This window comes from Xanthomonas sp. NCPPB 1132 (assembly GCF_056629235.1).
In genome coordinates this window covers 985,397-1,009,207 of record NZ_CM152819.1, presented here as the reverse complement: position 1 = coordinate 1,009,207, position 23,811 = coordinate 985,397, and the positions used below count along the sequence as shown (strand labels likewise).

Below are 23,811 nucleotides of genomic sequence, written 5' to 3'. Positions count from 1 at the left end.
CGCCCCAGGGAACGGGGACGCGACGACGACGGCCGGAAGGAATCGGTCATGGGCAAGGCGCAGCGGGATAGGCGGCAATTTTGCCACAAGCCCCGCGGCGGCGCCGGCATCGCCGCGGATTTGCCTGCATGCGGCGCCTGCGGCACCATCGCCGATCCCCTTAGCTTCGAGGAGGCGTCATGCCCCGTTCGCCGCTGCGCGCACCGCTGCTCGCCCTGAGTCTGTTCAGCCTGTCCCTGCTGGGCCCGTCGCCGGCGCTGGCGCTCACCCCACCCCCGCCGCCCAGCGTGCCCGCACAGGTCTCCAATGCCGCCTGGGAAGAGGACATGGCGCGTTTCGCCAAGGACGATGCCGCGCATCCGGTCAAACCCGGCGGCGTGCTGTTCGTCGGCAGTTCCTCGATCCGCTTCTGGACCTCACTGGCCACCGATTTCCCCGGCGTGCAGACGCTCAACCGCGGCTTCGGCGGCTCGGAGATCCGCGACAGCACCTGGTATGCCGACCGCATCGTGGTGCCGTACAAGCCGCGCCTGATCGTGTTCTACGCTGGCGACAACGATCTCAACAGCGGCCGCAGCCCGCAGCAGGTGCGCGACGACTTCGTGGCCTTCGTGACCCGCGTGCGCCGCGACCTGCCCAAGACCCGCATCGTCTACCTGTCGATCAAGCCCAGCCCCTCGCGTGCGGCGCTGATGCCGAAGATGGCCGAGGCCAACGCGCTGATCCGCAAGGCTGCTGCCGGCCTGAAGCAGGTCCAGTTCGTCGACGTGTACACGCCGATGCTGGGCGCCGACGGGCAGCCGCGCGCCGAGTTGTTCGGCCCGGACAAGCTGCACATGAACGCGGCCGGCTACGCGCTGTGGCGCGACACCGTGCGTCCGTACCTGACGCACTGACCGCGGCGCGCGGCCAACGCCCGCGCTGCACGCGGTCCGGCCGCTCCCTCGGCCGGCCCGACACTGACGGCGATGCCGCGCGTTTCCGAACGCGCGCCATGCAAGCGCGGCGCGCACGGTGCTGCGAAAGGCGCACGCCGGCTTGTTGCAGGTGGACGAGCGAACGCCCGCGAGGTCGGTGCGGCATGCCGGGCTTGGCCCACCGCATCGCGCGTGCCGGCCGCAGCACGCCCCGCGCACGGTCTCACATCTTCTGCAGCAGCGCCTGACCGCGACTGGCGCCGCTGACCTTGCCGGAGATGGTGCCGGTATCGCCCATACCAGTCACATTGATGATCAGTTCGTCCGCATGCTGGGGCACATGCTTGAGCATCTTGGGCTGCGGCGCGCCGCCGAGGACGAGCGTCACGTCGGTGATGGCGACGATGGCGCCATCGGCCGCGACCAGCCGCAGTTTGTACTGCGCCGCTTCCGTCACCACGCCACGCAGATCGAACGAGAACGTCCCGTCCTTCCAGTCGCCGATCAGGTGCTTGGACCACAACCCGGAAGGCGCATTCCAGTCGGCCGGCGGCGCCACGCCCGTGTCGTACACCGCCAGCGTACGCAGCATCGGCGCGGCCGCGGCCCGGGTGGTGCGCACGCGCACCGCGTCGACCTCGATCGGGACCACCGGCTGGATGCGCTTGTAGCCGACCGCCGACCCCTGGCCCAACGTCGTCCATGCGCCTGCCACGCGGCCTTCGAGTACGTATGCGCGCACGCGCTCGCCGTGCTCGATCTGTTCCTGCAGCACCACCGTGTCGATCCGGCGCGGCTGCGGCAGCGTCAGGATCACGTCCGCACCGGCGCCCGACGTCGTTGCCAGCGCCTTGCCGAAGCGGCGCCGGATCTCCGCACCGAAGGCTGCGACCGCGTCCTGGTCGGCCTTGTCGACCAAGCCGCGCGGATTGGGACAGACGTTCAGCAGCAGCTGCGCGCCACGCCCCACGGAGCGGTAGTAGATCGAGAGCAACTGATCCAGGTGCAGCACCTTGTCGCCATTGGTCGGGGTCCAGAACCATTCCGGCCTGCGGATGGAGACATCGACCTCGTTGGGCAGCCAGCGGTCGCCGTCCGGATCGCTGTCCAGCGCGGTCGCCGTCCCCAACGCGGCGACGGCGCGATCCACGCCGTTCCAGCACGGATACGGCGCGAAACCGTCCTCGTTGCCCACCCAGCGGATCGTCGCCGCGGCGCCCTGGAAGACCGCCGCATGCGGCTGGTGCTGCTGGAGGATGTCGGCGACCGGGGTCGCCGTGGCGCCGTCGAACCACACCTCGACCAGCGCGCCGTAGCGCGTGGTCAACTCGGTCAGTTGCTGGCGGTAGACGGCGTCGTAGTGCGCCTGCTCCGCCGGGGTCTTGCAAATGCCCCCGGTCGCCGCGCCGAAGTGATCGTCGCGCGGCGAAAGATAGACGCCGAGTCCAAGGCCGTATCTGTCGCAGGATGCGCGCAGCATCGCCATGATGTCGCCCTTGCCGTGCTTCCATGGCGAGCGCTTCAGGCTGAAATCGGTGGTGTCGGTCTGCCAGCAGCAGAACCCGTATTGGTGCTTGGCGACGAAGACGATGTAGGTCGCGCCGGCGGCCACCGCCGTCTCGGCCCACTGATCGGTGTCCAGATCGACCGGGTTCACTTCCTGCGCCGGCACCGAAAAGTCGTGCGGGCGGCCGTTACTGTAGGTCTCGTTGCCGAAATGCACGAACATGCCCATCTCGCGCCGCTGCCAGCGCACCTGGTCGGCCGTGGGCAACGCGGCCACGCGGCCTTGCTGGACGAAGCCGAGGGACGCCGGACGTGGCAGAGACCTGGCCAAGGCCAGCGAGGGCATGGCGCTCAGCACGCCGAGGCGGGCGGACAGCGCGAGCAGGGTGCGACGTTTCATCGGGACATGGCGAGGGGCAGGACCGGCGCACCATAGCACTCTCGTCCATCGGACTCGCCGCCTCCAGGAAAAGCCCCTGCGCGGCCTCTTACCGATGGACCGGACGCCCCCGCCGCGCGCGCCCTGTGCCAGCGCTTACGCTGCCGGGCCGAACCGCACCGTCGCGAGAATGCCGCCCCCGCCGGCGCTTTCCAGGGAAACCTGCCAGCCGAAGCGGTCGCACAGCCGGCGCACGATCGACAGACCCAGCCCGGTACCCTGCGGACGTTCCTGCTCAGCGCGGAAGAACGGCTCGAAGGCGTGCCGCAGCGCCTCCTCGGACATGCCGATGCCGGTATCGCGGATACGGATGCGGTCGGCCTCGACCTCGACTTCGACGCGTCCTGCATCGGTATAGCTGCAGGCGTTGCGCAGCAGGTTGCTGACCACCACGTGCAGCACCCGTGGCGGCGCGTGCAGTGTGGCCGGGGCCAGCACGCGCACGCTCAGGGTCACCGGCTTGTCCGCCAGCAGCTCACGGGCGTTTTCGGCCTCGTATTCCACCAGCTCGGCGACGTCGATGGTCTCGCTCTGCGGCACCACGTCCGCTTCCCGCGCCAGGATCAGGAACGCGTCGATCACCGCTTCCATGTCGCGGCCGGCACGCTGGATACGCTGCAGGCTGCGGTTCAGGCGCGGCGGCAGTTCCTGCTCGGTCATCGCGATGTCGGTGGCGACGCGGATCACCGTCAGCGGGGTGCGCAGTTCGTGGCTGGCATCGCGGGTGAAGTTGCGTTCGCGGGCGACGTGGTCGGTGACGCGCTGGGCCAGCGCATGCAGCGCGGCGGCCAACTGCCGCGCTTCGCCCTGCACGTCGGCCGGCAGGTTTTCCGGGGCCAGATCGGCGGCGGCCGGGTGCCGCGGATCCCAGCGCGAGACCCGCCGCGCCAGCCAGTTCATCGGCGACAGCAAGCGTCGCGACACCCGCCACGTCAACCAGGCCACCACGATCACCGCGATCAGGGTCAGCAGGGTCGGCACCACGCCGAACCAGAACGCCAGCCGCTGCGCCGGCGCGCGCAGGAATACCAGGTACAGGCGGCCGGACGGATTCTGGTCGACCAGCACGATCTCGCCGCCGGGACGGTCCTCGTGCAGGCCCGGCGCCAGCCCCCGCAGGTCGACGGGCACCGCGGCATCGGATTGGCCGGGCGCCACCAGATAGCCGCGCAGGCTGTGGGTATTGGGCGGAAGTTGCTGCGGCTGCTGCGCATGCACGCGCCAGTAATAGCGCGCTTCCTGCTGCAGGATCGAGCCGACCAGCGAGTGCTGCACGATCGCCACCACCAGATAACTGGCAAGCGTGACGACGCAGCCCGCAAACACGATGCGGGCGATCAGGGCGAGGCGAAGTTTGCGCGGCAACCCGTGCGGCATACGGCATCCGTGATCGTTGCCGCGATTATAGGAAGGCCGATCGTGAGCCTTTCGTGCAAGCGGCCCCGTTCAGCGGGGCCGCGTTGCATCCACGATCGGGCGCCGCCTCAGCTCATCGGCTGGGCGATGTCGGCGATGCGGTAACCGGCGCTCTGCACGGTGTGCAGCAGCGGGCGGTCGAACGGCTTGTCGATGATCTTGCGCAGGTTGTACAGATGGCTGCGCAGGGTGTCCGAGTCCGGCAGGCCGTTGCCCCAGATCTCGCGCTCGATTTCCTGGCGGGTGACCACGCGCGGCGATTCGCGCATCAGGATGGTCAGCAGGCGCAGGCCGATCGGCGAGAGCTGCAGCTCGGTGCCGGCGCGGGTGGCGCGCATGCTCACCGGATCCAGCACCAGGTCGGCCACCTTCAGCACTTCCGAGCCGACCTGGCGGCGCTCGCGGCGGATCAACGCACGCAGGCGCGCTTCCAGTTCCTGGATCGCGAACGGCTTGGTCAGGTAGTCGTCGGCACCGAAACCCAGGCCGGTGAGCTTGTCGTCGAGCGTGTCGCGCGCAGTCAGCATCAGCACCGGGGTGGACTTGCGCGCGTCGTTGCGCAGGCGGCGGCACACTTCGATGCCGTCCAGACGCGGCAGCATCAGGTCCAGCACCACCACGTCGTAACTGTTTTCCGCCGCCAGGCGGTAGCCGTCCAGGCCATCGCAGGCGTAATCCACTTCGAACCCGCGGCCCTCCAGATACTCGCCGATCATCTCGGAAATATTGCGGTTGTCTTCCACGACCAGCACGAGCCCGGATGTTTCCTTGGTCTGACGCATAACGCTTCCTCAGTCTTCAGCTTTGTGAAACATGCCGGATGTGCGGTGGTGGTGGCGTGAAGGTCGCTTCATCTGCCTGAGTCGCAAAAAAACTATTGCGCAATCAATGGTTTGAGCTGCGGCCACACGTTATCCAGCACCTTCGGCTGGGCCGCGGCGGTGGGGTGCAGACCGTCGCCCTGCATCAGCGCCGGGTTCAGCGCCACGCCCTCCAGCAGGAATGGCAGCAGGCCGGTCTGGTACTGCTTCGCCAGGTCCGCGTAGACCGCGCGCAGGCGCTGGCGGTAGCCCGGGCCGTAGTTCGGCGGCACGTCGATGCCCAGCAACAACACCTTCGCACCCGCGTCACGGCTGAGCACGATCATCTTCTCCAGGTTGCCGCGCAGTTCGGCCGGGCTCAGCCCGCGCAACGCGTCGTTGCCGCCCAGTTCGATCACCACCACCGACGGCCGGTGCTTCTGCAGCAGCGCCGGCAGGCGGGTCAGTGCGCCGGAGGAGGTATCGCCGCTGATGCTGGCATTGACCACGGCCGGCGGCGTCCGCATCTGTTGCTGCAGGCGCTTGTCCAGCAAGGCCACCCAGCCGGACTGCACCGGGATGTTGTGCGCCGCGCTGAGGCTGTCGCCGAGCACCAGCACCGGACCCGTCGCACCTTTGGCACAGGCGATGACGGGCAGCAGCACCCACCATGCCAGCAGCAGCCAGGCGCGGCGCGTCCAGGCCGGCTTGCTTCTCGTCTCATCACCACGCATCGGAGATTCCCTCATCGACAGTCAGGCCCCCACGCTTCGCGCCGGCATCGCCATCGACGTGCGCGATGTCGGCAAATCCGTCAGCGGACCGGAGGGTACGGTCCACATTCTCGACAAGGTCGGATTGACCATCGGTGAAGGCGACAGCGTCGCCATCGTCGGTGCCTCCGGCTCCGGCAAGACCACCCTGCTCGGCTTGCTGGCCGGCCTCGACCTGCCCACGCGCGGTGAGATCGTGCTGGCCGGGCAATCGCTCAATGCGCTGGACGAGGAAGCGCGCGCTGCGCTGCGCGCGCGCGAGGTCGGCTTCGTGTTCCAGAGTTTCCACCTGCTGCCGTCGCTGACCGCGGCCGAGAACATCGCCCTGCCGCTGGAACTGGCCGGACGCGAGGATCCGGCGCGGGTGCGCGAGGTGCTGGAGGCCGTGGGGCTGAGCGCACGGGCGCGGCACTACCCGCGGCAACTGTCCGGCGGCGAGCAGCAGCGCGTGGCCTTGGCGCGCGCGTTCGTGGCGCGGCCGCGCATCCTGTTCGCCGACGAGCCCACCGGCAGCCTCGACCAGGCCACCGGGCAGCAGATCAGCGACCTGTTGTTCGCGCTCAACGCCGGCAGCGACACCACGCTGGTGCTGGTCACGCACGACATGCGCCTGGCGCAGCGCTGCGAGCACCGCTACCGCCTCGATGGCGGCCGCCTGCGCGCCGCCGACGCGGCGGATGCCGCATGAACGTGCTGCGCCACGCCGCGCGCGCACTGCGCCGCGAACTGTTCGCCGGCGATCTGCTGACCGTGTTCGCCGCGCTGGTGCTGGGCGTGGCGGTGATGACCGCGGTCGGCACCCTGGTCGACCGGGTAACCCTCGCGCTGACCGGCAGCGCCGCCGAGGTGATCGGCGGCGACCTCGGCGTCAGCGGACGCCAGGACATCCCCGCCGCCTTCGCCGAGGAGGCGCAGCGGCGCGGGCTGCGCAGCACGCGCATGGTCAGTTTCCCGAGCGTGCTGTTCCATGGCGACGCCAGCCAGATGGCCAACATCAAGGCGGTGGGGGCCGGCTATCCGCTGCGCGGCGAGTTGCTGGTCGCGCGCGACACCGTCGGTGCCGGCAGCGAACGCGCCGGGCCGCCGCCACGCGGCGAGGCCTATGCCGATCCGCGTCTGCTCGAGGCCCTGGGCCTGAAGCTCGGCGACGCACTGGAGTTCGGCGCCGGCACGCTGCGCGTGACCCGGGTGCTGCGCGCCGAACCGGATGCCTCCGGCGAACTGATGCAGTTGTCACCGCCGCTGCTGGTCAACCGCGCTGACGTCGATGCCGCCGGCCTGCTCGGCCCCGGCAGCCGCGCCTCCTACCGGTTGATGTTCGCCGGCGCGCCGGGCGAGATCGCCGCCCTGCGCGCATGGCTGGCGCCGCGCGCCAAGGCGTTCCGCCTGGTCGGCATCGAGGACACCCAGCGCGGCGTGCGCGGCGCCTTCGACCGCGCCGGACGTTTCCTGGCGCTGGCCGCATTGCTGGCGGTGCTGCTGGCCGGCGTCGCCACCGCACTGGCCGCCAACCGTTTCGCGTTGCGCCGCATCGATCAGGTCGCAGTACTGCGCTGCCTGGGCGCGCGCCAGCGCGACATCCTCGGCGCGCTGGCCCTGCAGTTGCTGCTGCTGGCGATCCCCGCCTGCGCGCTCGGCGTGGGCCTGGGCATGCTGGCCCAGGTCGGCCTGGTCGAAGCGCTGGGCAGCCTGATTCCCAACCGCCTGCCGTTGCCGCAGGCGATGCCGGCGCTGGCCGGCGCCGGCATCGGCCTGTTGCTGCTGCTCGGCTTCGGCCTGCCGCCGCTGCTGCGCCTGCGCGACGTGCCGCCGATGCGCGTGCTCAACCGCAGCTTCGCCGCGCTGCCGCCGACCTCGCTGCTGGTCTACGCCGCGGCGCTGGTCGCCACCGTGGTGCTGGCGGTGTACGCCACCGGCGACGGCGTGCTGGCGGCCTGGGTGCTGGGCGGCCTGACCCTGCTGGCGGCGCTGGCCGCGGCGGTCGGCGGCGTGCTGCTGGCGGTGCTGCGGCGGCTGCAGGGACGGCTGCGTGGTCCATGGAAACTCGGCCTGGCCGCGCTGACCCGGCGCCGCGCGCTGAGCGTGGTGCAACTGGTGGGATTGTCGCTGTCGCTGTGCGCGCTGCTGTTGCTGGCGGTGATCGGCCCCGGCCTGCTCGGACAATGGCGCGACCGATTGCCCGCGGACACGCCCAACTATTTCCTGATGAACATCCAGCCCGACCAGGCCGAGCAGGTGTTGGGCACCTTGCGCACGCTCGGTGTGGCCGATGCGGCGGTGGAACCGTTCAGCACCGGCAAGCTGGTGGCGATCAACGGCAGGCCGCCGCAGCGCCGCGAGCAGGGTCCGGAGGACGATGGCGACGGCAGCGACCGACCGATCAACTTCTCCTGGCGGCACGAATTCCCCGCCGCCAACCGGTTGCTGTCCGGCCGCTTCTGGGCTGCCGACAGCACCGCCGCCGAAGCCTCGGTGGAGGAAGGCTGGGCGCAGCGCTACGGGCTCAAGCTCGGCGACCGCATCACCCTGCTGCTCGGCGACCAGCAGCGCAGCTTCACCGTCACCAGCCTGCGCAAGGCCGACTGGGATTCGTTCCGGGTCAACTTCTTCCTGCTGCTCAACGCCGGCGCGGTGCAGGATGCGCCGTACAACCTGATCTCCGCCTTCCACCTGCCGCACGCCTCGGCGGCGCAGCTGAGCGGGCTCAGCCGCACCTATCCGAACGTGTCGCTGCTGGACATCGACGCGATCCTGCAGCGCGTGCGCGAGGTCATCGACCGCGTCGCCCAGGCGGTGCAACTGGTGATGGGCTTCAGCCTGCTGGCCGGTGCGCTGGTGTTGCTGGCCGCCCTGCAGGCCACCGCCGGCGAGCGCCGCTACGACAGCGCGGTGCTGCGCACGCTGGGCGCGCGGCGCGGGCAGTTGCGCGGCGCGGTGCTGGTGGAGTTCGGCGCACTCGGCCTGCTCGCGGCGATCCTTGCGGTCGGCGCGGCCGCGATCATCGGCGTGGTGGTCGCCAGGCAGGCCTTCGACCTCGCGCTGTCGCCGCCGTGGCCGGCGCTGCTGCTCGGCGGCCTCGGCGGCGTGGCGCTGAGCCTGCTCGCCGGCTGGTCCGGCACCCGCCGCATCCTGCGCACGCCGCCGGCGCTGGCCTTGCGCGAGAACTGAGCGCACGGCGGCCCGGCACACCGCACCGCTGCAAGACGTGGGCGTCGCCCACGCATGCTTGCAACGATCGGCGGCGCGCACCGCCGCCGGGGATCGACAGACCACTACGAATCCCGAATCCCGAATCCCGGCACCAAGCATATGCCGGTTGCGTATAAGCACCATCCGAATCGTTGCTTCGGCGCGCGCCGGACGCGGCCTACAGTGGGAATGGACGCCGCATGCCGGAGCCGCGGCGTCGCATCCTTCGCAGACGAGGCCGCCGCATGGCACGCGCATCCATCGCAACACGGCCGGCCGCCGCCGCGCCGACGGTCCGCATCGAACCGTTCGCCGCGCCGCTGGGCGCGCAGGTGCTGGGGCTGGACCTGACCCAGCCGCTGGACGCCAGCACGTTCGCGCTGCTGCATCGCGCACACCTGCACTACCACGTGCTGGTGTTCCGCGACCAGCGCATCACCCCGGCGCAGCAGGTCGCCTTCAGCCGCCGCTTCGGCCCGCTGCAGATCCATGTGCTGCGCCAGTTCCAGCTGCGCGATCACCCGGAAGTGCTGGTGGTGTCCAACATCAAGGAGCATGGCCAGCCGATCGGGCTGGGCGATGCCGGCCACTACTGGCATTCGGACCTGTCGTACAAGCCGACCCCGAGCCTGGGCTCGATGCTGCTGGCGCAGGAGTTGCCGGCCGAGGGCGGCGATACCTTGTTCGCCAACCAGCACCTGGCCTGGGACACGCTGCCGCTTGAGCTGCAACGCGCGGTCGACGGGCGCCTGGCCGAGCACAGCTACCTGGCCAAGTACGAGGACCTGCGCAAGCGCAATCCGTGGCGGCCGCCACTGACCCAGGCGCAGATCGACGAGGTGCCGCCGGTGCGCCATCCGATCGTGCGCACCCATCCGGAGACCGGGCGCCGCGCGCTGTTCGTCAGCGAGCACTTCACCACCCGCATCGTCGGCCTGCCGCAGGACGAAAGCGACGCGCTGCTGCAGGCGCTGTTCGCGCACAGCAGCGCCGATGCGCTGGTCTACCGGCACCGCTGGCAGCCGCACGACATGGTGTTCTGGGACAACCGCTCGGTCACTCACCTGGCCGGCGGCACCCCGGACCACCTGCGCCGGCGCCTGCACCGCACCACCATCGAGGGCGACGTGCCGTTCTGAGCCACGCCCCTGCACGCGGCGCATCCGCCGCTATCCGACCGCGCAGTCCCCTCCCCCACTGGAACGACGCATGACCGCTTCCGATTCGCTCGCTCTCCTGCCCACCGCGCCGCCCGCCGCCGCGCCGCGGCGACTGCGCTGGTTCGCCACCGCACTGCTCGCCGTCGCGCTGTTGCACACCCAGCCTGCGCAGGCCGAAGGCCGGCTGCGCATCGCCAAGCAGTACGGCATCGTCTACCTGCTGCTGGATGTGGCGCAGGAGCAGAAGCTGATCGAGAAGCACGGCAAGGCCGCCGGCATCGACATCGCGGTGGAGACCGTGCAGTTGTCCGGCGGTGCGGCCGCCAACGATGCGCTGCTGTCCGGGTCGATCGACGTGGCCGGCGCCGGCGTCGGCCCGCTGTTCACCCTGTGGGACCGCACGCGCGGTCGCCAGAACGTGCGCGGGGTGGCCTCGCTGGGCAATTTCCCGTACTACCTGATCAGCAACGATCCGCGGATCAAGACCCTGGACGATTTCGGCCCGCGCGACCGCATCGCGGTGCCGGCGGTCGGCGTGTCGGTGCAGTCGCGCCTGCTGCAGCATGCCTCGGCGCAGCGCTGGGGCGAGCGCGCCTACAACCGGCTGGACGCGCAGCAGGTGGCCTTGCCGCATCCCGACGCGGCCGCGGCGATCATCCGCGGCGGCACCGAGATCACCGCGCACTTCGCCAGCCCGCCGTTCCAGGAGCAGGAACTGGCGCGCAACCCGAAGGCGCACATCGTGCTCGATTCGTACGCGATCGAAGGCGGCCCGACCTCGGCCACGGTGCTGTACGCCACCGAGAAATTCCGCCGCGACAATCCCAAGACCTACCAGGCCTTCGTCGCCGCGCTGGCCGAGGCGGCGGTCTTCGTGCAGCGCCAGCCGGAACAGGCGGCGGACCTGTTCGTGCGCCGCAATGGCGGCAAGATCGACCGCGCGCTGGTGCTGCGCATCCTCAAGGACCCGAAGGTGCAGTTCAAGACCGCGCCGCAGAACACGCTCAAGCTCGGCCAGTTCCTGTCCCGGATCGGCGCGATCAGGCAGGCGCCGGCCTCGGTCAAGGAGTATTTCTTCGACAGCGCGCAAGTCGCCGGAGGCAGTTGAGATGAACCCCTTCGCCTTGACGCCGGCACCGTTGCTGCAGCTCGAGCGGGTCAGCCTGGACTACGCCAGCGGGGCGCGCGTAGTCCGCGCTACGCACCAGGTCAGCTTCGACGTGTACGCCGCCGACCGGCTGGTGCTGCTCGGCCCGTCGGGCTGCGGCAAGTCGACCCTGCTCAAGGCCATCGCCGGCTTCGTCGCGCCCAGCGAAGGACAGATCCGCCTGGATGGGCAGGTGCTGCGCGCGCCGGGGCCGGACCGGGTGGTGGTGTTCCAGGAATTCGACCAGTTGGCGCCGTGGAAGACGGTGCGCCAGAACGTGGCCTTCGGCTTGCGCGCGGCGCGCAAGCTGGGGCGGCGTGAAGCGGCCGAGCGCGCCGATCATTTCCTGCACAAGGTCGGGCTGTCGGCGTTCGCCGACGCCTATCCACATACCTTGTCCGGCGGCATGAAGCAGCGCGTGGCGATCGCGCGGGCGCTGGCCATGCAGCCGCGCGTGCTGCTGATGGACGAGCCGTTCGCCGCGCTCGACGCGCTGACCCGCCAGCGCATGCAGGCGGAGGTACTGGAGTTGTGGGACGAGGCCCGCTTCACCCTGGTGTTCGTGACCCACTCGATCGAGGAGGCCTTGCTGGTCGGCAGCCGCATCGTGCTGCTGTCGGCGCATCCGGGCCAGGTGCGCGCCGAACTCAACAGCCATGGCTTCGGCCCCGCCAGCGTCGGCAGCCCGGCATTCCAGCACGCCGCACAGCGCATCCACCGGCTGCTGTTCGATGCGCCGGGCGACGCCGGCGCCGGTGACGACACCAAGGGGACAGCGACGGCCGCCAGCAACGTGGCGCCATTGCGTCGGCGCGCCGGCGTGCGCGAGGCCGCGCCGTGAGCGCCGCCGCACCGCTGCGGCCGCCGATCCGCGCCGAATACGAAAACCCGGTCGTGCCCTACACCGCGACCGTACCGGCGGCCGTGGCGCGGCGGCGGCAGCTCCCGGACTGGCTGCGCCAGGCGCTGGTGCTGGTCGCGCTGGCGGCACTGTGGGAAGCGGCGGCGCGCTGGCTCGGCGACGACCTGTTGCTGCCGAGCTTCCTGCAGACCGCGCATGCCCTCGCCGACGGGATATGGACGGGCGAATTGCTGGGCCTGGTCGGCGCCTCGCTGCGCATGCTCGCGCAAGGCTATGCGCTCGGTGTGGCATTGGCCTTCGGCCTGACCGCGCTGGCGGTCTCGACCCGGATCGGCCGCGACCTGCTGGGCACGCTGACGGCGATGTTCAATCCGTTGCCGGCGATCGCCCTGCTGCCGCTGGCCCTGCTGTGGTTCGGCCTGGGCAACGGCAGCCTGGTGTTCGTGCTGGTGCACGCAGTGCTGTGGCCGCTGGCGCTGAACACCTACGCCGGCTTCCAGGGCGTGCCGGAGACGCTGCGCATGGCCGCGCGCAACTATGGGCTGCATGGCCTGCGCTACGTGGTCGCGATCCTGGTGCCGGCGGCGTTGCCGGCGATCCTGTCCGGCCTGAAGATCGCCTGGGCCTTCGCCTGGCGCACGCTGATCGCCGCCGAACTGGTGTTCGGTGCCACCTCCGGCCAGGGCGGCCTCGGTTGGTACATCTTCCAGAATCGCAACGAGCTCTACACCGACCGCGTCTTCGCCGGGCTGGCAATGGTGATCCTGCTCGGCCTGCTGGTGGAAGGCGCCGGATTCCGCGTGCTGGAACGCCTCACCGTGCGCCGCTGGGGCATGCAGCGCTGAGCGGCGCGGGCGTCATCGCCAGCACGGATTCGCGACGGCCACGGGTGCCCGCGCACGGGTAAAACGCAAAAAGGGGAAGGCGCCATCCCGGCCGCCTTCCCCCACCCTGGCTGTGTCGCCGGCGCTGGCCTCAGCGCGCGGCCGGTGCCGGCGCCGTCCATTGCGCGAACACCGCATCGAGCTGCGCATCACTGACCGGCTTGCCCTGTTGCACCGCCTCGGCCTGGCCGAACAGCGGCACGATGATCGCCATGCCATCGACCTTGGTCTTCAGGTGCACGCCCGGCGGCTTGCCGAGCAGGCCGTCCCAGCGCGCGCGCACCCTGGCCCAGTAGCCCTGGGTGGCCTTCCAGTAGGCGTAGGCCGGGGCGAAATCGACGGCCGTGGTCCTGACGTAGTCGTTGAAGCCGAACTCGCGCGCGATGGCCTGCTGGCTGCCGTCGGGCTTGCGCAGCACCTTGGTGTTGAACTGCTCGTGGGTCCAGCCGGCCGGGGTCAGCGTGTGCCGGTTGATCACCGCCAGCGCGTTGTAGTCGCTGCGCTTGGTGTACTCGCGGCGCGGCAACGGGCGCCAGCTCAGGTCGCTGGTCCAGGTCGGATGGCCATCGGCGTAGTCCCAGCGCCCGGTGCCGCAGTAGCGCGGCGCATCGCTGACCTCGTACACGCATTGGGTCCAGGCGCCGCGGGTGGTGGCGGCATCGAGCGGGCGCACCTGCCAGGTCTGGTCGGCGCTGAACGCGAAACGCTGCGGCGCCTCGTAGATCCAGTCCTGGCGCCAGTGCTTGGTCACGTGGCCGCTCTTGGGCTCCACCAGCAGGTGCTGCAGCACCACCTTGCGCGGGCTGTCCTCGACCACGATCACCACTTCGTCGCCGCCGCTGCGCATTGGCGCGGCGCGCGTGTAGCCAGGTTGCAGCAACACGGTCTCGTCGAAGGCGAACGCCACGGTGTACTCGCCCTGCATCGCCAGGATGCTGGCGCGGTCGCGGGCCGGATCGGTCTCCGCGGCGTGGACGGGAAGACTGCCGGCAAGCAGCAGGGTGCAGAACAGAGGCGGAGCTTTCATCATCGAGAGGTGTGTTGTCGTTGTGGATGGGAAACGGGGAACGCGATCGGCCACTCACAACCGCAGCAGCGGCCACGGCCGCTCGGGATCGGGACGCGGCGCAGTGCGACCGGCGCGGGCGCAACAGCAGTCGTCGACCAGCACGTCGCCCTCGGCCGCCTCCAGGCGCGCGATGCGCCTGGCGATGCTGGCGCCGAGCGGCGACACGCCGGCCACACTGGCCGCCAGCACGCCATCGGCCGCGTGCAGGCGCAGCGCCCGCGCGTGCCAGCCGTCGCCGCGCAGGCGGCCGGCCACGCGCCGCCATAGCCGTTCGGCAACACCGCCGTCGGCGGCGTCCTGTGCCGCGGGCAATGCCGACAACAGCGTGTCCCAGGCGACGAAGTCGCTGTCCGGCAACAGGTACAGGCGCCAGCAGCATTGCTGCTGGCGGTCGTAGAAGCGCAGGCTCTCCAGCACGCCGTCGCTGTCCACGTCCAGGTGCGCGGCCACGCTGCGGGCGTGGCGCCAGCCGATCAGTTCGGCGCCGGTGCGGGCGCGGTACAGGCACAGCACGGTGCCCAGCGCGGCCAGTTGCGCCGGGCGCGGCAGCGGCGCAGCGGCGATCCGCTCCGGGCCGGTACGCGCTGGCGCGGCCGTGCGCATCCGCCGCTACCAGTCCAGCGCCAGGCTGACCGAGACGTTGCGCCCGGCACCGGTATAGCGGTCGAGCACGCTGCTGCTGGCCAGGGTCGCGCCGGGCAGCATGTTCCAGTCGATGTAGCGGCGGTCGGCCAGGTTGAACACGCCGACCTCGAGCCGCGCTCCTTCGGTGAAATGCCAGTGCGCGAGCAGGTCCAGCGTCGCGTAGCCGGCCGGGGTGTAGTAGGTCGGCAGTTCCGGCCGGCGCTTCTTCGCCACCGCGGTGGCGACCAGTTGCGTCCCCCAGGTGCTGCGGTCGTAGCCCAGGCCGAGCACGCCACGCAGCGGATCCACCGAATTGAGCGGGGTGCCGTCGGTGCGGTTGTCGCCGCGCGCATAGGCCGCGCTGGCCTGCAGCGACCAGCCGGTCCAGCGCGCGTCGAGTGCGCCGAAGTCGATGCCGGCCTTGGCTTCGACGCCGCGGATGGTCACCCGGTCGACGTTGCGCGATTGATACAGCATCAGGCCGTCGGCGTTGAAGCCGACGAAGCGGTAGGACTCGATGAAGTCGCGATAGGCGTTGCGGTAGGCGCTCAGGCCGGCGTAGACGGCCGGACCGGTGTAGCGCACGCCCAACTCCGCGCCGCGGCTGGTCTCCGGCTTCAGGTCGGGATTGGCGATCGCGGTGTAACCGATCAGCAGGTTGGTGAAGCCGATATTGACGTCGTTGTAGGGCGGCGCGCGGAAGCCGTGCGCATAGTTGGCGTACAGCGACCAGGCATCGTCCAGGCGCCAGATCGCGCCGAGCTTGGGCGAGACGTTGCGGTCGCTGATCTTCTTCGCCGCCACGCCGGGATTGTCGGTGGCGAAGATCGCATCCACCTGCGGCGACAGCCGGTAGTAGTCGGCACGCAGCGCCGGAATCAGGCTGAAGCGGCCGTCGGCCAGCGCGATCTCGTCCTGCAGGTAGGCACCGGCCTTGAGCGTCTCGGTGATCGGGAAGTCGCGGACCGGGAAGGTCTCCATGCCCACGGTCTTGCTGATCGCACCGGTACGCAGGTTCAGCGTGTGGCCGTCGCGCTTTTCGTGGGTGTCGGTGTGCGACAGGTCGATGCCGTAGCTGATGTCGTGCATGACGCGGCCCTGCTCCACCCGCTTGTGCAGATTGGCCTGCAGCCCGTACAGGCGCTGGTCGAAGTCGTGCTCCATGTGCCGCAGCGTGGCGTTGCTGCGGCGTTCGTCGGTGCGTTGCAGGCTCTGGCTGTCCTGGCGGTACAGCTGCCACTGCAGGTCGTCGGCAAGCCACGTGTCAAGCTGGTCCACCTCGTGCGCCAGCGACACGCGGGCGCGAGTCTGATGGTCGCGTCCGCGCTGCGACAGGATGCTGGCGGTGACGTTGCTCAGCGCATCGATGCGCGAATAGTCCTCGTTGCCTTCGATGGTCAGCTTGAAGCGCTGATTGGCGCTGGGCGCGTAGACCAGCTTGCTGAGCAGGCTGCGGCCGTCGCTGCTGAGCGGATTGGGTGCGGTGCGGGCGGCGCCGATGCTGCGGTTGTCGCCCTGGGTCTCGCTTTCCTGGCCCTGGCGATGGCTGAGCGCAGCCATGCCGCTCCAGCGGTCGCCGCCGAAGGCGACCAGCGCACCGGCGAACAGGCCCTTCCACTCGCTCTCGTAGCCGAACTTCAGACCGACGTAGCTGTCCTTGCCCGGCGCCAGATAGTCGGCTGGATCCTTGGTGACGTAGGCGACCACGCCGCCAAGCGCATCGGAGCCATACAGCGCGCTGGCCGGGCCGCGCACGATCTCCACGCGCTTGAGCGTGTCCATGTCGACGAAATTACGGTTGGCGTTGAGGTAGCTGCCGAAGCTGAAGGTGTCCGAGACCGGGATGCCGTCGGTCTGGATCAGCACGCGGTTGCCGTCCAGGCCACGGATGCGGATGCCGGAGATGCCGCTGAAGCGGCCGCTGTTGCCGGTGGCGGACACGCCGGGCGTGTAGCGCAGCAGATCCTTCAGGTCGTGGACCAGTGCGCGGTCCATCTGTTCGCGGTCGATCACATCGACGCTGCCGGGCACGTCGACGATGGCGCGCTGGGTACGCGTGGCGGTGACCTGCAGGCGATCGAAATCGCGCACGGCGGACGCCGCAGTGACGTCGGCGTCGGCGTTGGAGGAAGAGGGTGCGGATGCGGGAGCGGCATGCGCGCCGGCGGCCAGGGCCAGCCACAGCGCGCCAGTGAGCGGGGCGGTACGGAACATGGAGAGCATCGGTGGTCGCGGAAGACCCTCGACCGGCACGGCGCGGGGTCCGCGCCTGGCCGAGGGGGAGAGAGAAGGATCGCGACTGCGAGGCGGCCGCGGCCGGCGCGCAGGGGCGTCGGCCAGGTGGCGGCAGATCGAGCGGGGAGGCCGGCCGCGCACGGCGGCCGGACGACGTTACTTGGTCAGGATCAGCTTGTCGTTGCTGGTGTGGCGCAGGCGATAGACGCGGTCGCCGTGCTGGATCAGCACTTCGCGGCGGCCCTTGAGCAGCGCCTGGCTGCTGATGGTTTCTTCGGCCGGCACGGCGCGCGGCACGGTGCGCTCGCGCAGGCTCAGGGTCTCGGGGTGACGCAACAGCACGGGTTGAGCGGTCATGGTCGAACTCCATCCACGGGGTGCATCGAGATGATAATGATTCTCAATACTTAATCAAGACCCATTCTCGCCCGATTCGATTCGCAGTCCTGATCGAAACTGCGCCCGCGAAAGATTCCGAAAATCGCAACGCCCTCGCCGCTCGCTGCCGCGCCGCCGCTACATCGCGGCAGCGCACGCACATCCCGTCAGCGCACCGCGGCTTCGACCCACTCCCACCACGCCGCGTCGTCGCGTGCGGCCAGGTCCAGCGCGGCCAGGTTCTCCAGCAACTGCGCGACCCGGCTGGCGCCGAGGATCACCGTGGACACGTGCGGGTTGCGCAGGCACCAGGCGATCGCCAGCGCCGCCGGTGCCACGCCTTCGGCCGCGGCCAGCGCGGTGAAGGCGCGCGCGCGCTCGATGCGACGCTGCGCCGGCGGCCCGATCACTTCCTGCTGCAGCCAGGCATTGCGTTCCTGGCCCAGCCGCGAGGCCGGATCGATGCCGTCGTTGTACTTGCCGGTGAGCAGGCCCGAGGCCAGCGGCGACCAGATGGTGGTGCCCAGGCCGAGTTCGGCGTACAGCGGCGCGTATTCCTGCTCGACGCGCTCGCGATGCAGCAGGTTGTACTGCGGCTGCTCCATCGATGGCCCGTGCAGGCCAAGCGCGCGCGCCACCTTCGCCGCCTCGCGGATGCGCTCGGCCGGCCACTCGGAGGTGCCCCAGTACAGCACCTTGCCCTGGCGGATCAGCGCGTCCATCGCGCGCACGGTTTCCTCCACCGGCGTGTCCGGATCGGGGCGGTGGCAGTAGTACAGATCCAGATACTCCACCCGCAGCCGCTTGAGCGCGGCATGGCAGGCGTCGGTGACGTGCTTGCGCGAGAGCCCGCGCTGGGTGGGGCGCGGCGACTCGACGGCGCCGAAGTAGACCTTGCTGGACACGCAGAAGCCGTCGCGCGGCAGCCGCAGGTCGGCGATCACGTCGCCCATCACCTGCTCGGCGCGGCCATGCGCGTAGACCTCGGCGTTGTCGAAGAAGTTGATGCCGTGGTCCCAGGCGGCGGCGATCAGGTTGCGCGCTTCGCCGCGGCCGGTCTGCCCGCCGAAGTTGATCCAGGCGCCGAACGACAGCGCCGACAGTTGCAGCCCGGTGGCACCGAGGCGACGGTAATGCATGGAAACTCCTCCTGCTGAGCGAACCCGCGGCACGGCCGGGGGCGGCCGCACAGTGTAGCGGCGGCGCCCGACATCGCCCTGCCAATCGCAGGGCGCCCCCGCTCTTGCGAATCCCCAATCCCCAATCCCAAATCCCCGATCCCCCGACTGAACACCGCTCGCCTTGCCGGCCGTCACCCCCTGCACTAGGCTTCCCGTCTTTGGTCGGGGACCGGGGACGCAGATGGTCGAGGGATTGGGAAGGATCGGCTTCGGCCTGTTCGGGTTGGCGGTGTTGATCGGAATCACCTGGCTGTTCTCCAACAACCGCCGCGCGGTGGACTGGAAGCTGGTCGCGACCGGCCTGGTCCTGCAGATCGGTTTCGCCTCGCTGGTGCTGCTGGTCCCCGGCGGCCGCGAAGTGTTCGACTGGCTCGGCCAGGTGTTCGTGAAGGTGCTGAGCTTCGTCAACGAAGGCTCCAGCTTCATCTTCGGCAGCCTGCTCGACACCAAGACCTACGGCTTCATCTTCGCCTTCCAGGTGCTGCCGACCATCATCTTCTTCTCCGCGCTGATGGGCGTGCTGTACCACCTGGGGGTGATGCAGGCGGTGGTGCGGGTGATGGCCTGGGCGATCACCAAGGTGATGCGCGTGTCCGGCGCCGAGACCACCAGCGTCTGCGCCAGCGTGTTCATCGGCCAGACCGAGGCGCCGCTGACGGTGCGCCCGTACATCCCGCGCATGACCGAGTCCGAACTGCTGACGATGATGATCGGCGGCATGGCGCACATCGCCGGCGGCGTGCTGGCGGCCTACGTGGGCATGCTCGGCGGCGGCGACCCGGCGCAGCAGGCGTTCTACGCCAAGCATCTGCTGGCGGCCAGCATCATGGCCGCGCCGGCGACGCTGGTGGTGGCCAAGCTGCTGATTCCGGAAACCGGTACGCCGCTGACCCGCGGCACGGTCAAGATGGAAGTGGAGAAGACCACCAGCAACGTGATCGACGCCGCCGCCGCCGGTGCCGGCGACGGCCTGCGCCTGGCGCTGAACATCGGCGCGATGCTGCTGGCGTTCATCGCGCTGATCGCGCTGGTCAATGCGCCGCTGACCTGGCTCGGCGACGTCACCGGCCTGGCCGGCGTGATCGGCCGCCCGACCAACCTGTCCACCATCTTCGGCTACGTGCTGGCGCCGGTGGCCTGGGTGATCGGCACGCCGTGGCCGGATGCGACCACGGTCGGTTCGCTGATCGGCCAGAAGGTGGTCATCAACGAGTTCGTCGCGTATACCGAGCTGTCGCGTATCGTCCAGGGCCAGGTGCCGGGCGTGAGCCTGAGCGCGGAGGGCCGGCTGGTCGCCACCTATGCGCTGTGCGGCTTCGCCAACTTCAGCTCGATCGCGATCCAGATCGGCGGCATCGGCGGCCTGGCCCCCGAACGCCGCCACGACCTGGCACGCTTCGGCCTGCGTGCGGTGCTGGGCGGCTCGATCGCCACCTTCATGACCGCGACCATCGCCGGGGTGCTGTCGCACTTCGCCTGATCCGGCCGCAGCACCCGCTCCACCGTTTTTCCTTTTTCAGTTCCAGTCGAGAAGCAGTACATGCCTATGAGTTCGGTCATCGTCGTCGGTTCGTTCAATGTCGACCATGTGTGGCGTTGCGAGAATCTGCCCGCACCGGGGGCGACCATCGCCGGCCGCTACAGCACCGGCCCCGGCGGCAAGGGCTTCAACCAGGCGGTGGCGGCGGCGCGTGCCGGCGCGCGCACCAGCTTCGTCTGCGCGCTCGGCGACGATGCCGGCGGCGCGATGGCGCGCGGCCTGGCCGCGCAGGACGGCATCACCTTGGTGGCCGAGGCCAGCAGCGAGCCGACCGGCACCGGCGGCATCTATGTCGACGGCCATGGCCGCAACACCATCGTCATCGGCGCCGGCGCCAACGCGGCGCTGAGCCTGGACTTCGTGCAGGCGCAGCGCCCGCTGCTGGGCTCGGCGCGGGTGCTGCTGGCGCAGCTGGAATCGCCGATCGAGACCATCGAGGGCACCCTCGCCCTCGCCCGCGAGGCCGGCCTGACCACCGTGCTCAACGCCGCTCCGGCCAATGCGCAGACCAGCATCGGCCTGCTCAAGCTGGCCGACGTGCTGACCCCCAACGAAACCGAGTTCGCCGCCCTGCTGGCGCGCCATGTCGGCGTGCGCGTGGACGCCGACGACGTCGCCGCCACCGATGGCGGCAGCCTGCACGCGCTGTGCCGCAAGCTGCTGCCCGGCGGCACCGTGGTGGTGACGCTTGGCGCGGTGGGCGCGTTCATCTCGCACCCCGAGGAGCGCCTGCTCGGCGACACCCAGCCCTACTACCGGATCGGCGCCGAAGCCGCGCACACCGTGGACACCACCGGCGCTGGCGACGCCTTCAACGGCGCCCTGGTGGCGTCGCTGGCGCAGTCGCCGAACGCCGCGTTCGCCACCCACGTGCGCTTCGCCAACCACTATGCGGCGCGCTCCACCGAGGCCGAAGGCGCGGCGGCGTCGATGCCGCGGCTGACGCCCGAGGCCGGCTGAGCCATCGGCGCGACGGCCCCGGCCGTCGCCGTTGCCTGCCGCCACCACCAGCGCCGGCGCTGCGCCGGCCACGCATCCGCCAAGGAGTTGCCGATGCCCCGCCGTTCCGTCATCCCGTTCGGCGCGCTGTGCGCGCTGCTGCTCCCGCTGTCCGCCGCCGCGGCACCGCGCTGCGACTGGAACAGCCTGGCCGCCGACGCCGACCGCGCCGCGGTGACCGTCTCCGCGGAACGGCTGCAGCAGGTGATCGCGGCGCATTACGACGATGCCGAGCAGGAACAGGGCGCGGCGCTGGCGCGGACCCTGCTGCAGCGCGCGCAGACGCCGCAGCAGCCCGGTACATTGGAGGGCCACTGGAAGGTGCGCTCGATCCAGGTCGATCCGCACTTCGCCTACGCCTATCCCTACTTCAAGGCCGAGATCCGCCGCGATCCCTGCGGCTACCACCTGAGCAAGACCAGCGGCTCGCAGCGGCGCAGCGGCACGCTGTATCCGCTGTCCGCCGGCAGCCGCGAACTGGCCTTCCTCGGCACCAGCACGGTCAACGACGAGCCGGAAGCGGCCTATGCGCCCGGTCATGTCTCCGACGGCACGCATGGCAACAGCGTCGGCCGCCTGGTCGCGCTGGGCCCGAACGAACTGCTGCTGATCCTGGACGGCAAGGACAACGGCTTCGAGCTGTACCAACTGATGCGCTGACGGCCGCGCGGGACCGCCCGGCGCCGCCCGACCCGTCGGCGCATGCGCCCCGCTACACTACGCGCATGCGCATCGGCCCCTACACGATCGAACCGAAGGTGATCCTGGCACCGATGGCCGGGGTCACCGACAAGCCGTTCCGGCTGCTGTGCAAGCGCCTGGGCGCCGGGCTGGCGGTGTCGGAAATGACCATTTCCGATCCACGCTTCTGGCAGACCCGCAAGTCGCTGCAACGCATGGACCATGCCGGCGAGCCGGACCCGGTGAGCGTGCAGATCGCCGGCACCGAACCGCAGCAACTGGCCGAGGCCGCGCGCTACAACGCCGACCACGGCGCGCAGCTGATCGACATCAACATGGGCTGCCCGGCGAAGAAGGTCTGCAACGCCTGGGCCGGCTCGGCGCTGATGCGCGACGAGGCGCTGGTGGCGCGCATCCTCAGCGCGGTGGTGAAGGCCTCGCCGGTGCCGGTGACGCTGAAGATCCGCACCGGCTGGGACTGCGACCACCGCAACGGCCCGGTCATCGCGCGCATCGCCGAGGACTGCGGCATCGGCGCGCTGGCGGTGCACGGGCGCACCCGCGACCAGCACTACAGCGGCCAGGCCGAATACGCCACCATCGCCCAGATCAAGGCGATGCTGCACATCCCGGTGATCGCCAACGGCGACATCGACTCCCCGCAGAAAGCAGCGCAGGTGCTGGCCGCGACCGGCGCCGATGCGGTGATGGTGGGGCGCGCGGCACAGGGCCGGCCGTGGATCTTCGGTGAGATCGCGCACTATCTGGCCACCGGCGAACTCCTGCCGGCGCCGTCGCTGGCGTTCATGCGCGACACCCTGCTCGGCCACCTGCAGGCCCTTCACGATTTCTACGGCGAGACGCAAGGCGTGCGCATCGCGCGCAAGCACCTGGGCTGGTACGCCAAGGACCGGCCGGAAAACGCCGCGTTCCGCGCCGTGGTCAACCGCGCCGAGAGCGCGCAGGCGCAACTCGTGCTGACCGCCGAGTACTTCGACGCGCTGATCGCCGGCGTGCCACCGGCCTTGTCCGCCGCCGCCTGACGTCTTCTCCCTGGAGCACCGCCATGCGCTCGTCTCCCGATACCCCGACCTACCTGCACGGCTATTCCGACACCGAGCAGGCGCGCCTGCTGAAACAGGCGCGCTTGCTGGAAGCCACCCTGTTCAACCAGATCGACTACACCGGCGCGCGGCGCCTGCTCGAAGTGGGCAGCGGCGTCGGCGCGCAGACCGAAGTGCTGCTGCGGCGCTTCCCGGAACTGCACGTCACCGGTATCGACCTGAGCGAGGCGCAACTGCAGGCCGCACGCGAGAACCTGCAACGCATGCCCTGGTGCCAGGACCGCTACACGCTGCAGCAGGCCGATGCCGGCGACCTGCCGTTCCAGCCGCGCAGCTTCGATGCGGCGTTCCTGTGCTGGGTGCTGGAGCATGTGCCATCGCCGGCGCGGGTGCTCAGCGAAGTGCGGCGCGTGCTGGCGCCGGGAGCGCCGGTATACGTGACCGAGGTGATGAACGCCTCGTTCCTGCTGCATCCGTACTCGCCGAACGTATGGCGCTACTGGATGGCGTTCAACGACTTCCAGTACGACCACGGCGGCGATCCATTCGTCGGCGCCAAGCTCGGCAACCTGCTGCTGGCCGGCGGCTATCGCGACGTCAGCACGCAGATCAAGACCCTGCACCTGGACAACCGCGAACCTGCGCGGCGCAAGACCATGATCGGGTTCTGGGAAGAACTGCTGCTGTCGGCTGCCGAACGCCTGCTGCAGGCCGGCGCGGTGGATGCGGAGACCGTGGCCGGCATGCGCCGGGAAATGGCGCAGGTGCAGAGCGATCCGGACGCGGTGTTCTTCTATTCGTTCGTGCAGGCGCACGCGACGGTGTATTGAGCGGCGTTGACGGCGGTGCTGGTGAAGCCTGCGTATCGAGCGGCGATCGCGACGTTGCCGGGCGAAGCCACGTTTGCTGGCGATGCGGGACGGCTTGGCTCAGTCTCCCCCAGAAGC

The 23,811-nt window shown here is 70.2% G+C and carries 21 protein-coding genes; 12 read left to right on the top strand and 9 right to left on the bottom strand.

Annotation, left to right across the window (positions count from 1 at the left end):
- The first annotated feature begins 179 nt into the window (after positions 1 to 179).
- Complete coding sequence (locus tag AC1G9L_RS04360; RefSeq protein ID WP_019799746.1) at positions 180 to 896, top strand: GDSL-type esterase/lipase family protein; 717 nt, start codon at positions 180 to 182, stop codon at positions 894 to 896.
- Positions 897 to 1,140: 244 nt separating this feature from the next.
- On the opposite strand, the gene AC1G9L_RS04355 is transcribed toward AC1G9L_RS04360, so the two are convergent.
- The 4 genes from AC1G9L_RS04355 to AC1G9L_RS04340 all read right to left on the bottom strand — a co-directional run bounded on the left by AC1G9L_RS04355 (position 1,141) and on the right by AC1G9L_RS04340 (position 5,812).
- Positions 1,141 to 2,823 carry an alpha-L-fucosidase gene (locus tag AC1G9L_RS04355; protein WP_019799330.1) on the bottom strand — a complete coding sequence of 561 codons (1,683 nt, stop codon included), beginning with the start codon at positions 2,821 to 2,823 and terminating at the stop codon, positions 1,141 to 1,143.
- A gap of 135 nt (positions 2,824 to 2,958) precedes the next feature.
- Complete coding sequence (locus AC1G9L_RS04350; protein ID WP_019799331.1) at positions 2,959 to 4,239, bottom strand: ATP-binding protein; 1,281 nt, start codon at positions 4,237 to 4,239, stop codon at positions 2,959 to 2,961.
- A gap of 107 nt (positions 4,240 to 4,346) precedes the next feature.
- Entirely contained in the window at positions 4,347 to 5,060 is a 714-nt protein-coding gene (locus AC1G9L_RS04345; protein ID WP_003481607.1) for a response regulator transcription factor, read from the bottom strand.
- A gap of 92 nt (positions 5,061 to 5,152) precedes the next feature.
- The gene (locus AC1G9L_RS04340; protein ID WP_019799332.1) at positions 5,153 to 5,812 is read right to left on the bottom strand and encodes a GDSL-type esterase/lipase family protein; all 660 of its coding nucleotides are present in this window, start codon (positions 5,810 to 5,812) and stop codon (positions 5,153 to 5,155) included.
- 124 nt (positions 5,813 to 5,936) lie between these two features.
- On the opposite strand from AC1G9L_RS04340, the gene AC1G9L_RS04335 reads away from it, so the two are divergent.
- The 6 genes from AC1G9L_RS04335 (at position 5,937) to AC1G9L_RS04310 (ending at position 13,054) form a co-directional block, all read left to right on the top strand.
- On the top strand, positions 5,937 to 6,539 hold the full coding sequence (locus AC1G9L_RS04335) for an ABC transporter ATP-binding protein (protein WP_010342203.1): 603 nt from the start codon (positions 5,937 to 5,939) through the stop codon (positions 6,537 to 6,539).
- The gene (locus tag AC1G9L_RS04330) at positions 6,536 to 9,019 is read left to right on the top strand and encodes an ABC transporter permease (RefSeq protein WP_481070348.1); all 2,484 of its coding nucleotides are present in this window, start codon (positions 6,536 to 6,538) and stop codon (positions 9,017 to 9,019) included. Before AC1G9L_RS04335 ends, AC1G9L_RS04330 begins: the two co-directional genes overlap by 4 nt.
- Before the next feature lie 266 nt (positions 9,020 to 9,285).
- Complete coding sequence (locus AC1G9L_RS04325) at positions 9,286 to 10,179, top strand: TauD/TfdA dioxygenase family protein (protein ID WP_010342201.1); 894 nt, start codon at positions 9,286 to 9,288, stop codon at positions 10,177 to 10,179.
- Between the two features lie 70 nt (positions 10,180 to 10,249).
- Positions 10,250 to 11,308, top strand: a complete 1,059-nt coding sequence (locus AC1G9L_RS04320; RefSeq protein ID WP_019801886.1) for an ABC transporter substrate-binding protein — start codon at positions 10,250 to 10,252, stop codon at positions 11,306 to 11,308.
- Between the two features lies 1 nt (position 11,309).
- Positions 11,310 to 12,188 carry an ABC transporter ATP-binding protein gene (locus AC1G9L_RS04315; RefSeq protein WP_481070347.1) on the top strand — a complete coding sequence of 293 codons (879 nt, stop codon included), beginning with the start codon at positions 11,310 to 11,312 and terminating at the stop codon, positions 12,186 to 12,188.
- Positions 12,185 to 13,054 carry an ABC transporter permease gene (locus tag AC1G9L_RS04310; RefSeq protein ID WP_481070346.1) on the top strand — a complete coding sequence of 290 codons (870 nt, stop codon included), beginning with the start codon at positions 12,185 to 12,187 and terminating at the stop codon, positions 13,052 to 13,054. The genes AC1G9L_RS04315 and AC1G9L_RS04310 overlap by 4 nt, the downstream gene beginning before the upstream one ends.
- Before the next feature lie 130 nt (positions 13,055 to 13,184).
- Here the strand turns inward: AC1G9L_RS04310 and AC1G9L_RS04305 are convergent, their stop codons facing one another.
- The 5 genes from AC1G9L_RS04305 to AC1G9L_RS04285 all read right to left on the bottom strand — a co-directional run bounded on the left by AC1G9L_RS04305 (position 13,185) and on the right by AC1G9L_RS04285 (position 18,538).
- A complete protein-coding gene (locus AC1G9L_RS04305) occupies positions 13,185 to 14,123 on the bottom strand; it encodes a DUF6607 family protein (protein ID WP_019800547.1) in 939 nt (312 codons plus the stop codon).
- Between the two features lie 51 nt (positions 14,124 to 14,174).
- Positions 14,175 to 14,765, bottom strand: a complete 591-nt coding sequence (locus AC1G9L_RS04300) for a Hemin transport protein (protein ID WP_481070345.1) — start codon at positions 14,763 to 14,765, stop codon at positions 14,175 to 14,177.
- A gap of 6 nt (positions 14,766 to 14,771) precedes the next feature.
- The gene (locus tag AC1G9L_RS04295) at positions 14,772 to 17,000 is read right to left on the bottom strand and encodes a TonB-dependent hemoglobin/transferrin/lactoferrin family receptor (RefSeq protein ID WP_019799523.1); all 2,229 of its coding nucleotides are present in this window, start codon (positions 16,998 to 17,000) and stop codon (positions 14,772 to 14,774) included.
- Positions 17,001 to 17,177: 177 nt separating this feature from the next.
- The gene (gene hemP, locus AC1G9L_RS04290; protein WP_017907561.1) at positions 17,178 to 17,378 is read right to left on the bottom strand and encodes a hemin uptake protein HemP; all 201 of its coding nucleotides are present in this window, start codon (positions 17,376 to 17,378) and stop codon (positions 17,178 to 17,180) included.
- Between the two features lie 188 nt (positions 17,379 to 17,566).
- The gene (locus tag AC1G9L_RS04285) at positions 17,567 to 18,538 is read right to left on the bottom strand and encodes an aldo/keto reductase (protein ID WP_481070344.1); all 972 of its coding nucleotides are present in this window, start codon (positions 18,536 to 18,538) and stop codon (positions 17,567 to 17,569) included.
- Between the two features lie 223 nt (positions 18,539 to 18,761).
- Here AC1G9L_RS04285 and AC1G9L_RS04280 point away from each other — a divergent pair, with 223 nt between their 5' ends.
- From AC1G9L_RS04280 to AC1G9L_RS04260, 5 genes are all read left to right on the top strand, one after another.
- Positions 18,762 to 20,060: a nucleoside transporter C-terminal domain-containing protein gene (locus AC1G9L_RS04280; protein ID WP_019801064.1), complete on the top strand. Its 1,299-nt coding sequence runs from the start codon at positions 18,762 to 18,764 to the stop codon at positions 20,058 to 20,060.
- Positions 20,061 to 20,126: 66 nt separating this feature from the next.
- Complete coding sequence (locus AC1G9L_RS04275) at positions 20,127 to 21,080, top strand: ribokinase (protein ID WP_010342191.1); 954 nt, start codon at positions 20,127 to 20,129, stop codon at positions 21,078 to 21,080.
- Positions 21,081 to 21,173: 93 nt separating this feature from the next.
- Positions 21,174 to 21,779 (top strand): DUF4893 domain-containing protein, encoded by a 606-nt coding sequence (locus AC1G9L_RS04270; protein WP_481070343.1) that lies wholly within the window; start codon positions 21,174 to 21,176, stop codon positions 21,777 to 21,779.
- Positions 21,780 to 21,844: 65 nt separating this feature from the next.
- Entirely contained in the window at positions 21,845 to 22,843 is a 999-nt protein-coding gene (dusB, locus tag AC1G9L_RS04265) for a tRNA dihydrouridine synthase DusB (RefSeq protein WP_019800198.1), read from the top strand.
- Positions 22,844 to 22,866: 23 nt separating this feature from the next.
- Positions 22,867 to 23,694, top strand: a complete 828-nt coding sequence (locus tag AC1G9L_RS04260) for a methyltransferase domain-containing protein (RefSeq protein ID WP_019800197.1) — start codon at positions 22,867 to 22,869, stop codon at positions 23,692 to 23,694.
- Positions 23,695 to 23,811: the final 117 nt, after the last annotated feature.

Coding starts and splice junctions, on each gene's coding strand:
- hemP (WP_017907561.1), bottom strand. CDS start 17,378: ATGACCGCTCAACCCGTGCTGTTGCGTCACCCCGAGACCCTGAGCCTG.
- AC1G9L_RS04260 (WP_019800197.1), top strand. CDS start 22,867: ATGCGCTCGTCTCCCGATACCCCGACCTACCTGCACGGCTATTCCGAC.
- AC1G9L_RS04315 (WP_481070347.1), top strand. CDS start 11,310: ATGAACCCCTTCGCCTTGACGCCGGCACCGTTGCTGCAGCTCGAGCGG.
- AC1G9L_RS04355 (WP_019799330.1), bottom strand. CDS start 2,823: ATGAAACGTCGCACCCTGCTCGCGCTGTCCGCCCGCCTCGGCGTGCTG.
- AC1G9L_RS04305 (WP_019800547.1), bottom strand. CDS start 14,123: ATGATGAAAGCTCCGCCTCTGTTCTGCACCCTGCTGCTTGCCGGCAGT.
- AC1G9L_RS04270 (WP_481070343.1), top strand. CDS start 21,174: ATGCCCCGCCGTTCCGTCATCCCGTTCGGCGCGCTGTGCGCGCTGCTG.
- AC1G9L_RS04320 (WP_019801886.1), top strand. CDS start 10,250: ATGACCGCTTCCGATTCGCTCGCTCTCCTGCCCACCGCGCCGCCCGCC.
- AC1G9L_RS04295 (WP_019799523.1), bottom strand. CDS start 17,000: ATGTTCCGTACCGCCCCGCTCACTGGCGCGCTGTGGCTGGCCCTGGCC.
- AC1G9L_RS04275 (WP_010342191.1), top strand. CDS start 20,127: ATGAGTTCGGTCATCGTCGTCGGTTCGTTCAATGTCGACCATGTGTGG.
- AC1G9L_RS04280 (WP_019801064.1), top strand. CDS start 18,762: ATGGTCGAGGGATTGGGAAGGATCGGCTTCGGCCTGTTCGGGTTGGCG.
- AC1G9L_RS04300 (WP_481070345.1), bottom strand. CDS start 14,765: ATGCGCACGGCCGCGCCAGCGCGTACCGGCCCGGAGCGGATCGCCGCT.
- AC1G9L_RS04340 (WP_019799332.1), bottom strand. CDS start 5,812: ATGCGTGGTGATGAGACGAGAAGCAAGCCGGCCTGGACGCGCCGCGCC.
- AC1G9L_RS04330 (WP_481070348.1), top strand. CDS start 6,536: ATGAACGTGCTGCGCCACGCCGCGCGCGCACTGCGCCGCGAACTGTTC.
- AC1G9L_RS04350 (WP_019799331.1), bottom strand. CDS start 4,239: ATGCCGCACGGGTTGCCGCGCAAACTTCGCCTCGCCCTGATCGCCCGC.
- dusB (WP_019800198.1), top strand. CDS start 21,845: ATGCGCATCGGCCCCTACACGATCGAACCGAAGGTGATCCTGGCACCG.
- AC1G9L_RS04360 (WP_019799746.1), top strand. CDS start 180: ATGCCCCGTTCGCCGCTGCGCGCACCGCTGCTCGCCCTGAGTCTGTTC.
- AC1G9L_RS04345 (WP_003481607.1), bottom strand. CDS start 5,060: ATGCGTCAGACCAAGGAAACATCCGGGCTCGTGCTGGTCGTGGAAGAC.
- AC1G9L_RS04285 (WP_481070344.1), bottom strand. CDS start 18,538: ATGCATTACCGTCGCCTCGGTGCCACCGGGCTGCAACTGTCGGCGCTG.
- AC1G9L_RS04325 (WP_010342201.1), top strand. CDS start 9,286: ATGGCACGCGCATCCATCGCAACACGGCCGGCCGCCGCCGCGCCGACG.